Raw genomic sequence first — 12477 nt, 5'->3', positions numbered from 1 at the left:
CAGCAGCAGTTTATAAACCTAATTGAACAGACAAGGCCCATGATTTTACCAGCGGGTACGCATTATTGTTGCTTCCCGCTTTTTCAGGATCAAGTCCGCGATAAGAGGTAAATGTGGCAATGTTTTCAGCGGTACCGGCAATGCGCAAATTGCTTAAACCGGCTTTGCCAATTAATTTCTTAGGCAGCGTATAACCTACCTGAATATTCTTCAACCGTGCAAAGCTCATATCATCGAGCCAGAAGGTTGTCATACCGCCACCGGTAGCGCCTGTTTGCTGGTTGTTACCACTACCACCCAAACGGGGCCAGGCGGCATTGCGGTTTTCCCATGTCCAGGGGTTGTTCCAGTGGTTCCAGGTAGAGGCATATCTTGCTGTGCTGAAGTTCACGTTATTGAAGGCATTTAACCAGAAATCCTTGCGGCCGGCGCTTCCCTGCAGCATGAATGCAAAATCAAAACCTTTCCAGCTTGCATAACCGCTTAAGGTAACATAGGTAGTTGGCCGGTCGCGGGCAATATTGGTATAGGCCCGCATATCATTGGCATCAATACGGCCATCGCCATTGATGTCTTTCCGAAGAATATCGCCAGGCTGCGCACCCTGAGGTGTATTGCTATAGATATCGGCCCAGGTTTGTGCAATACCGAGGGCTTCATAGGCATACACAAAATTGTAAGGCATGTCAACGAAGATATTGGCGCCTGAATTGGTTGAACCACGGCCGATATACTCATTCCACTTTTCCAGCCGCGTAGCATTGTACGAGGCATTCAATGTTATGGCGTAGTTGAGGGTGCGGATATTGTCCTTCCAGGTGAAATTTCCTTCTACACCGCGGTTACGGAGGTTGCCGATATTTTTACGCGGTGGATTATAAGCGCCCGACAACAGGATCGACAGATCGGAAGGGCGGTTCATACCGGTGGTGAGCCGGTCGTAATAATCAAACTCAGCCGTAAGCCGGTTGTTGAGGAAAGCCAGTTCCATACCCACATTAAGCACGGTTGTCTTTTCCCACGACAGATCGGCGTTCAGTAGTTTGCTGTTTACAAAACCGCGGTAAACAAGGCCATTGAGCATGTACATGTTATTGGTAAGCGTAGGTTGTTGCTCGAACCGGCCTACCCCGCTGTTATTACCCAACCCGCCATAGGATACCCGCAACTTACCATTGGTTAAAATGTTTTGGGTATAGCGGTTAATGAATTCTTCTTCGGTGAACCGCCAGCCTACTGCCACAGAAGGGAAAAAGCCATACTGGTGACCGGGCAGGAATTTCGAAGAACCGTCTACCCTTACATTTCCTTCGAACAGGTACTTGTTAAATGCGGTATAATTAATTCGACCTATGTAAGAACGCAAGCCTTCGGTGCTTGAATTACCACCGGTAGTTTGTATGTCGGTCAGGGCAGCATCTATTTCATGCAGGGTCGGGTACAGGCGATCATTACGCGAGCTACCCTGAAAACGATCGTACCAGTACTCTTCGCTATACACGAACAACGCACTAATGTCGTGATGCGTGAACAGGTTGGTATGGTAGTTCAACCGCGCGTTCATCATGGTTTTATAACCGGTGTTGGTATTGTTGCTTACACCGGCGTTAGTACCTACATACACGCGACTGCCGAAGGAATTGGTTTGAAAGTTGAATGCCTGGTTGGGCGTATTGGCATTCCAACTGAACTGGTTGTAGTAGTTCAGGGAATAATCAATAGTGCCGGTCAAGCCTTTCAGCGGGGTCCAGTCCCAATACATAGTAGCATTGGCCTCCTGGCGGTTTTGCCGGGTGAGGTTGTTGATATATAAGGTATAGGGGTTATAAGCTTGAGGATCTTCACCATAAGCCATTACACCGCCATATCTGCCAGAAACCGGATCATACGGCAAAATACCGGCAATAGCGTATTGCAGATCGGTACCGCCTGTGTTGGTAGGGTCTGAATCAGTAAAGCCTTCTTCCAGTGCATATGATATTTTCGACCAGTTGCCATTGAACTTCACACCTGTGTTCATATTGCTGCGCACTTTGTAATCGAAATTAAACCGGGCATTGTACTGCGTGTAATCATTGTTGATCTGTAAACCAGCTTCATCACGCATCCCTACCGATGCAAAGAAGTTCGATTTATCATTGCCACCTGTAGCACTGAGGTTATAGTTTTGAAACGCGCCGTCGCGTACAATGATATTCCACCAGTCGGTATTGGGATACCGCAGCGGATCTATCATACCCAGCGCCATCCACTGATCGATGGTACCGTTTTTAAAGGTTTGGCTGGATTGTAAAGTATTGGTAGCTGCACGCCGTTGTTCCAGCGTTAAAGCCCGCGGATAATCGGCCATGAACTGATAGGCCTTTACCGGTTTCTCCAGGGCCATATTAGAGTTGAAGTTGATAGCCGTTTTTCTATTTCCCTTACCCGTTCTGGTGGTAATGAGAATAACGCCATTGGCAGCTCTTGAACCGTACACCGAAGCAGACGTTGCGTCTTTTAATACCGAAATGGTTTCGATATCATTTACGTTAATGCGGTTGATGTCTACATCGGGCATACCGTCTACCACAACCAGCGGGCTGCTGTTATTAACGGTTCCCAACCCACGAATCAATAACGCCGCTCCATTGCGACCTGCCATACCGGTACTTTGCGTGGCTGCAAGGCCAGGCACCATACCGCTTAATGCGGAAGATACGTTGGGTAGTGACCGGGTGGTTACCTTGTCATCTACAGTTACTGTACCAACGGCGCCAACGAGGTTCACCTTCTTTTGCCTTCCATACCCTACCACAACCACGTCGGTCATGTTAGTTATTTTCAGTTTCAAGGTAACGGAGTAATCGTTGCGGTCATCAACCGGCACTTCCATGGTTTCAAAACTGGCGGAGGAGATCACAAGAATGGAACCCGCGGAGGCACTTATGTGAAATTCGCCTTTGTTATTTGTTTTTGTAGCTGTAGAAGAATTTTTAACGATTACCGTAGCGCCAATTACCGGGGCATTGGTTTCGTCGATTACTGTACCTGAAATCGTTTTCAGTTGGGCTAAAGTAAATAAAGGGAAGATTACTATTAATAAAGGCAATAGCAGCCTGGGTACGGGCAAGGGAATCTTAGCCCGCATATAGCAAGTAAATGGCATAAGCAATCTGTTTTAGGTTAGGATTTCTCCAGCCTCAAACTTGCTAAAAAAAGCTGGAATCGTTTTCATAAATGGACGGATTTATTTACTGAAACGTTTAAGTTTTTGAGTTTGAGGAACGAAACGACAAATGCGAAACGCCTATAAATCAGTAACTTTAAGTACTGAATGGAGATAATTGGAAGATCAATCAAAAAGACGCATATGCTTAAAGTATTGTCTTTACAAATAGCCGACAGTATTGATATTAAACAATTTAAAACAGTATTTAAGGCTGAGTTGTTGCATGAGGATTCCGATGAATTGTTTTACCGGGTTAAGTCGCAGCCGCAGAAATGTGCCTATATTTTCAAATACGGCATTGTGAGTTTGCTTGGTTACAACGAAGTGGAAACGATGGCGTTCATTCAGGCCATTTCACCGTATTGCAAGAACCTGTTCGACCAGCACATCAGTGATGAATTTGATATTGAGGTAAATGCAGGTCGCAATAAATTCGGTTATAATAAAATTGAAATAGAAGGCGCTACTACCGACAGTTTGCGACTCATTATGCTAAACGTTTCGCAGTCTGTAGCATTAGACCATTTCAACCAGCAAACCAATTTGCTGCTGGAAGAAACGACCCACCATACGCAGCAACTGGAACGAAAAGGCCGGCTCGACCTATCGGGCACCAATCTTAAAAAATACATTGGCCGCACGCTGAACCTGAAGAACCGCATTGAGGCCAACCTGTATATTTTTGATTCACCGGAAGAAACCTGGGAAGATGAAGACCTGAACCGGCTGGACATTGGTCTGAAAAAAACATTCGACCTGCAGGCCCGGTTCAGAACTATCCGCGAGGGTTTGGAAATTGTAAAAGAAAACCTCGACTTGTTTAAAGACCTGCTTCAATACAGGAACAGCATTGTGCTGGAGTGGATCATTATCCTCCTCATCCTGGTTGAAGTGGTTAATTTGTTTATTGAGAAGCTGATGAAGTAGAAAGCCAGTTAAGGGGTTATTCAGTTATTGAGTTATTCAGTTATTGAGTTCAATCCGATTAACTTAAAAACTCATGAACTTAACAACTAAATAACTATGCCCTTTTCTTCCCATTCACCTTCGCTTTAACTGCTTCGCCATTTGTTTTAACGGCATTCCCATTAACTTTAGTCCCGTTCACTTTCCTGCCATTTACCTTCGTTGCTTTTCCATTCACTTTGGCCGCCTCACCGTTCACCTTTTTGCCGTTCACTTTCCTGCCATTCACCTTTCCATTTACTTTGGTTCCGTTGGTCAGCAACTTCTTTTTCTCTTTTTCATCAATACGCATGTTGTGGCGTATCACCTGCCAGTATTCGGGACCATACCCTACAAAAATTTCCGCTCTGGCCGGTATGTCTTTAGCCGCTTCAATAAACACACGCGTACCATCCTCTACATATTCGGCGTTGTTGTTGATGTTCTTTACACGTTGTAATCCCCTGGCATCATTTGCGTATCGTGCCATAGCTTTCTTATCATTCAAAGCATCGATCACAAAATTGCGTTTAACATAATAAATATAAGGGCTCTCTTCTTCGTCCTGCTGCACTTCTTTCCATGTTCTTGTTCTGCCTTTGTACTCTACAATACGAGTTCCTTTTGGAATAAATTTTTTTGTAAATAATCCATTTCCAGCGCCGGGTAAGGTGGATTTCTTAACGTACAACTGTTTCTCCAGGAATGCCATTCAATAAATAAATAAGTAGTTTAAAAGATGCTTTTACTGTATATCAAAACCTACAGGCCATTAACCTTACTATATATTAGATTATTGTGCGAAGTACGATAATAATATTCCGTTCCCCAATAACCGAAAACTAGTGGTTAAACAGGCGTCGAAGATAAGAACTAAAGTTATATTTTTTACATGCTGCCGTTAATGAACATGCATATTATCTGATAGTCCCGCATCCAATCGTAACTTCATTAACAAGATTATTTCAGCAACATCAATAAAAAAGGCGGCCTCTTTTTTCCGGCAACGTTCCCGGAACTTTATCAATGCGCTAATCAAGCTGCTAAAAAAAGAACAATTCCCGTTTGCTTATAGTTGGGTTTAACCTAATAAAAAGCCGTTTTAAGCGCCGTTTGCCCCATACAAAATTACCCTTACAGCCTGCTATATAGTTTACCTACCGTTCAAATCCCAGCCATAACAAAACTGGAACAAAATCCCATACCGGGAAATTTTCCAATTGGCACAATTCTATAAATCATTCATAGTAAGTTATTTACATTTTGGCATTTGGATGGTTTATTAACAACATGTGCAAAAAACCCTATAAAATGAAAACAATAGCTACCCTCTACCCTTCTAAACAAAACCGTTCAACGCCGAAAATCAGCATGATCATAGCCGGCTTATTAATGCCGCTTTTCTTATCGGCACAGAACCTTACCACCAATTCTTCTTTTAATAGTGGAACAACCGGCTGGACAAACACCTGTACTGTGGAAATATATCCCGAAACAACTTATGGTGGCACTAATGCTTCTAATAACGTTACAGAAATTGATAAGGAGACTTGTATTGATCAGGACGTTTGTATAATGCCTGGTGTAACTTATGTTTTGAGTTTTAAAGGCACAAGAAGAACTGCCGGCGGTGCGCCCTCAAGCGTTGGTATTAATGTTAAAATAAAAGGTGTTAACACTGGCACTACCTACATAAACCAGGATAGAAATTACAACAACACTACATTTAATTACACTACGCAAACGTATGCATTCACAGTTGCGGCCAACAGCAACGACCGGAAAATAAACATCCATATAAAGGACAATAATAACCACACCACCCTGGGCGCTATTTTAGATGATATTGAACTGCGTCCCCAGACAGAGCTGGCCATTAGCGGTTCAACTTCAGCATTAGTTGGCGCTACTTATAATTATGCAGTGAGCAACAGTCCTGCTGCAGGCATCACTTACAACTGGAGCATGGGCGCCAATGCCACCAACGCTTCCTCTACTTCGGCAACGCCTTCAACAGGCTGGACCACCGCCGGAAATAAAACCATGAGCGTTTCAATAAGCAATTCAAGTTGTGTGGTAACTTCTTTAAGCGCAGCAGTAGTGGTATCGGGCGTACTGCCGGTAACATTTACCAATTTCACCGGCATAATAAAAGATAATAAAGCTGCATTAACATGGTCAACAGGGCGTGAAGAAAATAACAGCCACTTTATTATTGAACGATCAGCAAACGGTCGCACCTATGATTCTGTAGGCCGTGTACAGGCAGGCAGCAACATCTCTAACACATATACATTCACAGAGAACAATACAAATGCTATCAGCTATTATCGCCTGAAACAGGTTGACATCAGCGGAACATACATGTATTCTTCCGTAGTTACGCTGAAAAATACAGGCAGCAGCCGGGAAATGACAGTGTATCCTGCACAGGCTACTTCAACTGTTCAATATGTGATTTCGAACAACGCACAGGCTACGGCAACCCTGCAGGTATTTAACCTGGCCGGACAATCTGTTATGAGCCAGAAAGAAGTATTGCAGCAAGGCGTTAATATCAGATCATTGAATGTTTCGCAACTGGCTACGGGTACTTATATTCTGAAATTACAGGTACCGGCTACGGGTGTTACAGCCATCAAACAGTTTCAGAAATTGTGATAGATTGAAAGGCGACAGAGGTGACAAAGAGAGGCAGGGTTCACGAGTTGGCGATTTTACAAGTTCACGAGTTCACAAAAAAAAGTCCGGAAGCATCCCTGTTGGATTTCTTCCGGACTTTTTATCTTTTCAACCTGACCATTTTATCAACTATCGCTTACTCCCCTTTCATCATTCGCACTTCGCCATATACCGGCCCGGCCATATTGTTGGCAGCCGGTTTGAAAGTAACTTTTACTTTATCTTTTCCTTTGGTAAGTTCGGCCGGAATAGCATACACGATCTCATAGAATTTACTGGCCTTGTATTTATTCAGGTCTTCCGTAGCCACCTTCACATCGTTTATTAAAATATCGAAAATTCTGCCGCGGTTATCCATTCCCCAATAAGTGCACAACAGGCTGTTTATTGTTGACGGATCAACTTTCATGTTAAACGTGAAAAAACCGCCCGGGTATGCAATCCGGTATTTTTTGGTATGCTCTTCCCCAATATTTACCCTATCCCCAACAAAATCATGGTCCCGCTCGGGCTGCATTTCACCAAGGCGCAGCAGATCAACCGTTTTTATTTCCATTTCATGTCGTTTTTTGCGTTCCGCCTCATACACTTTTTGTTGTTCGCCCCAGCTTTGCGGCGTAAACAGGTCCCAATAAACGCTGTAAAATTCTTTTTGTACCTGGTTAAACGGCATCAGCGTAACCTCCTTCGGCTGTCCGGTATTTACAGAATGAAAAACCAGCGGCTGGCTGTTATCGGCTTTTAACCATTGCGCCGGATTGGTTTCCGTTGAAACCAGTACCGGAATGCCCGTTACCGGATCGGGTTCTTTATTTCCAAAAACACCCGCCAGCACCAGCGGCCCATAAAAAACAGCTACACGATTGGGATTATCGGGCATAGCCTCGGTATACAATTGCAGATCTGGTTTGAATTCTATTTTATCGCCGGTCTTCCAGGTGCGGGAAATGGTAAAATAACCATTGGCATCTGCTTGCACATCCGGCACTTCTTTTCCGTTCACAGCTACCACTATGCGTTGCTTTGACCAGTAGGGGTTACGAATCCGCAAAGGGAACGCTGCTGGTTTTACAGCTTTGATCGTAAACAGGATCTTATTATCGACCGGCAGTTGGGTTTGTTGTTCAACAACAACACCTTTTTCTTTCCAGTTCAAACGCGAAGCAATGAAGAGGTTCACGTACAGGCTGCCATCTGCGCCCAGAAAATAAATGCTTTCGCCATATTTAACATGGTTTTCCATGCCTGAGCCCACACAACAGGTAAATGTATTGAACGAATCGCTGAACTCTTTCTGCGTACCCATCCGCAGCGGCACAAAATAGCACATCATGCCATTACTATGATTTTGCGAGGAAAGGATATGATTGTACAACGCTTTTTCATAATAGTCCATGAAATGGACCGAAGGCTGCAATGCAAACAGATGCCGGGTTAACTTAAGCATGTTGTAGGTATTGCAGGTTTCCATGGTGTTGTCGGTAAGCGCATCGTTGAGCTTACCGGGCGGTCCCAAATACTCGTAATTGCTATTGCCACCCGGTGCGTAAGAATGATTTTCCACCACCGTTTTCCAGAAGAAACCGGCAATAGTTTTGTCTTTTTCGCTGGCAGTTAATTCATACCGGCGAATACAACCGATCACTTTAGGTATTTGGGTATTGGAATGTTTACCGGGCAGAATATCTTTTTGCAGGGCCAGTGAATCCAGGATCCTTTTATCGTGGAATTTATACGAAAGGTCAAGGTATTTTTTATTGCCGGTTAACGCATAGGAATTCACCAGCACATCGTTCATGCCGCCGTACTCGCAAAACAACATGCGTTGCAGGGAGCTGTCGGGCAGGTTGCGGATAATATGACCCGACCAGTCAGCGATACCGGTTTCCACCGTCAAAGCTTTTTTATTATCACAATACAGGTAAGCATCCAGCAACCCGGCCATGATCTTGTGCACGGTGTACCAGGGCGACCAGGCGCCGTTCAAATCAAACCCCCGCGAACGGATATTCCCTTTTTCCACCTCAGCCCACATACTATCTTCTTTGGGAATGGCGCCCACATAACCATTCCGTTTAGGCTGGCATTTAGCCAACTCATCTACGATATAATTTACTTTATCAAGGAACAGCTTGCTGCGCGTAACTGCATAATGCATGGCGCAGGCCGATAAATAATGGCCAAGCGTATGACCGGCCAAACCGGAGTTTTCCCAGCCACCATAGCGTTCACCCTTTGCTTTTAGCCCTGCATGCTCGCGAAAATCAGCCAGCAGCCTGTCTGGCTTTATCAACAGTAAATAGCGCACGTCAGCTTCCATGGCAGTTTTAAAAGGGCCGTCAAGCAGTTGCACATCCTGCAGGTGGAAACTGTAAGCCTTCACCGGCACAACCGGCTTTACTTTCATCAAAGGTTGTTGCTTCTCCGGCACGTATGATTGGGCCTGCATGCACAGGCTAAAAATCAAAATGATTGATGTTGAAAATAGGTGCTTTTTCATTTTGGTGCATTTACAGGAATAAGGTCATGGTTATAATTTGTGGGTAGCTAGTTGCCTTATTGCCTCGTTGCCTCTATGCCTTTATGCCTCGTTGCCTTTTATTTATAAAACTTCCACTCTGCTTTGTATTCCTTCGGCAGCACCTGGTTCGTTATGATCGCCCGTACCATAGATACCGGCATTGAATTTTCGTGCAGCACGGCATCGTGGTATTGCGCATAGGTCATTTTACCGCTATCAACCAGTTCTTTTTTCATTGCATAGAATTGCAAGCCGCCGATCATATAGGCCAATTGGTATAAAGGACTGTACCCGCCTACAAAAGAACGACGCACTTCGCCTTCTGCATTGGCGCGTTCGTGCCCCACGCGGTCAACGAGGAAATCAATGCACTGTTGAGGGGTCCATTTACCAAGATGATAGTTCAATGAAAAAATGATGCGGGCGCAGCGGTGCATACGCCAGAACAACATGCCAACGCGATCTTCAGGTGATTGCGGGAACTTAAGGTCCCACAACAACATTTCCCAGTACAAGGCCCAGCCTTCGATCCAGAACGGCGTATCAAAATTGCGGTACACTTTGTACCGGTTGTTCATAAAGCCCTGCAAGTGGTGCCCGGCAATCAATTCATGATGCACTGTTGCGCGGGAGAAGTGCGGATTATTACCACGCATGCTCATCAGCTTGTCATCTTCTTCCATGGTATTGGTTGGGTAAGAAATACTCAACACTTCCCCACCGGTAAAAAATGGATTGACCAACTGGCGTTCGGGCGTCATCATGATCATGCGCCAGGTTTCTTCAGCCATGGGAGGAATGGTAAGCAGGTTATTCTTTTTCAGGAACGCTACCGACTCATTGTACAATTTCATAATGGCCTCGGGTTGTTTACCCGGCGGCACATAGGTGTTCTTTACTTTTTCCAGGGCTTTCTTCCAATCCTTGCCAAAACCCATCTCCTGCGAAGCCTTTAACATTTCGGCATCGCACCAGGCAAATTCTTTATTGGCAATTTCTACCAGTTCTTCCGGTGTATATGGAATAAACTCCTGTTGCAACTGGCGAATGATCTCTTCTTTGCCGATGGGGTAACCAACGATGCCGCTGCCATCATCTTTACCACCCGGCGCTGCTTTGGCTTTCTGTTGCCACAGCTGGCCATAAGCAGCCAGGATACTGTCGATGTTTTTAAACGTATCGGGCAGCCACCAGGTAAAACCCGGGTCATACCCTGAATAAAACTCATGTACGCTTTTCAAAGCAGCCTGCAGCCCTTTCACAATACCCTGCGCCCGGCGGATAAGGTTAATGGTTATGGTTGTATCTTTTTCCAGGGCTTTGGTAAGCTTACTGATACTTGTGGTAATGGTTTTCATAGTAGCCGCCCATTGCTGCGCGTCCGGCTGGGAACCGCGACGGCGGAATTTTTCCATCTCATAAATACCTGCCGTAAATGCAAACCAGGTATTGAGCTGAGCGTATTCTTTCTTTTCCACTTCCAATGCCCGCAACTGCTCATCGAGATTTCTTTTGAACAGGATATAATCTACCCGGCTGCCTGCAGGCAGGCTCTCATAGTTGAGTTGTTGTACCTGTTTCAGGTAATCGTTGGTAAGCGTTGCCAGCCTGTCGCGGCGTTCGGGTGAATTTTCAACGAAGTAAAACCGGCTCAGGCTACCGCGGTCGGCTTCGTATTGTACCATCAAATTGTTTACTTCACTGGTTTGCAGGTATAGAACCGATTGGGCCATGGAGGATAAGGCAATTAGCATGCAGCCAATAATTAATGTATAATTCTTTCTCATAATAGTTTTGTTTCGGAAACAGAATGCTAAAGCTGCAAGCTGCAAGCTGTAAGCTGCAAGTTGTAAGCTGCAAGCTGTAAGCAAAAGGGGAAGGCAAATGCAATTTGCATTTTATCGAATGGGTTTTCTACTTCAATATTCAACACTGGAAATTCAATATTCGATATTTATAACTGCCTTCCCTTTCTCATTCCTAATTCTTAATTTCTCATTATTAATTTCCGGGCTCTTACTTCATACTTACTGCATCATACTTCAAATATTCCGGTAACTCAGGTCGGTTTTCTATACCTTTCTTAATGATCTGCAGTATCCGCTCCCGCTCTTCCCCTACCAGCGTTAACCGGGGCGCACGTACATATTCTGAGCCCAACCCAACCTGCGCTTCAGCCAGCTTAATGTATTGCACCAGCTTGGGATGAATATCCAGTTCGAGCAGCGGTAAGAACCAGCGGTAAATGGCACGGGCTTCTTCCAGCATACCAGCTTTTATTAACCTGTAAACGGCTACTGTTTCCCGTGGAAAAGCAGTTACCAGTCCACCTACCCAGCCATCGGCGCCCATCACCAATTCTTCCATGGCCAGGGTATCTACGCCACATAAAATTTTGTACCGGTCGCCAAACTCGTTGATCATGCGCGTAACATTCGAAATGTCGCGGGTTGATTCTTTTACGGCCTGTATATTATCAAACTCCTGTAGTTGTTCAAAAATATCCAACGTTACGTCTGTTTTATAATCAACCGGGTTGTTGTAGATCATAATGGGCAGGTCGGTCGATTGCGCAACGCTCTTGAAGAAAGTAAAAGTTTCACGTGCATCGGTCTTATAACGCATCGGCGGCAACAACATGAACCCTTTCACCCCCCAGCTTTTGCCCAAAGCAGCTTGTCTGATAGCTTCTTTGGTGGCGCCTTCTGCAATGTTCAATACGACCGGTACCGGGCCTGCTATTTCAATAGCCAGTTTTACCAGTGTTTCTTTTTCTTCCGTAGTGAGGGTACTGGCTTCCCCGAGACTGCCTCCTAAAACAATGCCATCTACACCGGCATCCAACTGCGCTTGCAGTCCTTTTTCAAACAATGTCAGGTCGAGGGTATCGTTAGCTGTAAACTTTGTTGTGAAGGCAGGAAAAATGCCTTTCCATGATATACTCATTCGTATTAATTTTTAATAAAGGTATTATGAAGCAGTTAGTATAGGATAGCCTGTTTTAATCAGTTTGTTACCAATATTAACAAGCTGGTGGCTAGTGGTAAATAGCTAGTGGGGCTGTTATGCCAGATTCAGTAATTATCCTGGCCACCTATTTTGCCTTTCCCTACTTGCC

At 44.9% G+C, this 12477-nt stretch carries 7 protein-coding genes; 2 read left to right on the top strand and 5 right to left on the bottom strand.

The features are described 5' to 3' along the window. Window positions 1-10: 10 nt before the first annotated feature. Window positions 11-3148 (bottom strand): SusC/RagA family TonB-linked outer membrane protein, encoded by a 3138-nt coding sequence (locus FAM09_RS24460; RefSeq protein ID WP_136579795.1) that lies wholly within the window; start codon window positions 3146-3148, stop codon window positions 11-13. A 204-nt stretch (window positions 3149-3352) separates the two neighbouring features. On the opposite strand from FAM09_RS24460, the gene FAM09_RS24455 reads away from it, so the two are divergent. Next, window positions 3353-4138 (top strand): RMD1 family protein, encoded by a 786-nt coding sequence (locus FAM09_RS24455; protein WP_136579794.1) that lies wholly within the window; start codon window positions 3353-3355, stop codon window positions 4136-4138. 94 nt (window positions 4139-4232) lie between these two features. Here the strand turns inward: FAM09_RS24455 and FAM09_RS24450 are convergent, their stop codons facing one another. Then, the gene (locus tag FAM09_RS24450) at window positions 4233-4868 is read right to left on the bottom strand and encodes an SET domain-containing protein (protein WP_136579793.1); all 636 of its coding nucleotides are present in this window, start codon (window positions 4866-4868) and stop codon (window positions 4233-4235) included. A 599-nt stretch (window positions 4869-5467) separates the two neighbouring features. Here FAM09_RS24450 and FAM09_RS24445 point away from each other — a divergent pair. Further along, window positions 5468-6817, top strand: coding sequence for a T9SS type A sorting domain-containing protein (locus tag FAM09_RS24445; RefSeq protein ID WP_166437259.1), 1350 nt, complete (start codon window positions 5468-5470; stop codon window positions 6815-6817). 157 nt (window positions 6818-6974) lie between these two features. On the opposite strand, the gene FAM09_RS24440 is transcribed toward FAM09_RS24445, so the two are convergent. The 3 genes from FAM09_RS24440 to FAM09_RS24430 all read right to left on the bottom strand — a co-directional run bounded on the left by FAM09_RS24440 (window position 6975) and on the right by FAM09_RS24430 (window position 12305). Beyond that, window positions 6975-9338, bottom strand: a complete 2364-nt coding sequence (locus FAM09_RS24440; protein WP_136579791.1) for a glycoside hydrolase family 127 protein — start codon at window positions 9336-9338, stop codon at window positions 6975-6977. Between the two features lie 98 nt (window positions 9339-9436). Further along, complete coding sequence (locus FAM09_RS24435; protein WP_136579790.1) at window positions 9437-11146, bottom strand: DUF885 family protein; 1710 nt, start codon at window positions 11144-11146, stop codon at window positions 9437-9439. A 229-nt stretch (window positions 11147-11375) separates the two neighbouring features. Continuing rightward, window positions 11376-12305 (bottom strand): dihydrodipicolinate synthase family protein, encoded by a 930-nt coding sequence (locus FAM09_RS24430; protein ID WP_208025649.1) that lies wholly within the window; start codon window positions 12303-12305, stop codon window positions 11376-11378. Between the last annotated feature and the right edge of the window lie 172 nt (window positions 12306-12477).

Origin of the sequence: Niastella caeni, from assembly GCF_004834005.1 — a bacterium.
Classification (GTDB): Bacteria; Bacteroidota; Bacteroidia; order Chitinophagales; family Chitinophagaceae; genus Niastella; species Niastella caeni.
Note: the sequence above shows the minus strand (reverse complement) of the source record. Positions and strands in the feature narration are given on the sequence as shown.

Coding starts and splice junctions, on each gene's coding strand:
- FAM09_RS24460 (WP_136579795.1), bottom strand. CDS start 3,148: ATGCCATTTACTTGCTATATGCGGGCTAAGATTCCCTTGCCCGTACCC.
- FAM09_RS24455 (WP_136579794.1), top strand. CDS start 3,353: ATGCTTAAAGTATTGTCTTTACAAATAGCCGACAGTATTGATATTAAA.
- FAM09_RS24450 (WP_136579793.1), bottom strand. CDS start 4,868: ATGGCATTCCTGGAGAAACAGTTGTACGTTAAGAAATCCACCTTACCC.
- FAM09_RS24445 (WP_166437259.1), top strand. CDS start 5,468: ATGAAAACAATAGCTACCCTCTACCCTTCTAAACAAAACCGTTCAACG.
- FAM09_RS24440 (WP_136579791.1), bottom strand. CDS start 9,338: ATGAAAAAGCACCTATTTTCAACATCAATCATTTTGATTTTTAGCCTG.
- FAM09_RS24435 (WP_136579790.1), bottom strand. CDS start 11,146: ATGAGAAAGAATTATACATTAATTATTGGCTGCATGCTAATTGCCTTA.
- FAM09_RS24430 (WP_208025649.1), bottom strand. CDS start 12,305: ATGAGTATATCATGGAAAGGCATTTTTCCTGCCTTCACAACAAAGTTT.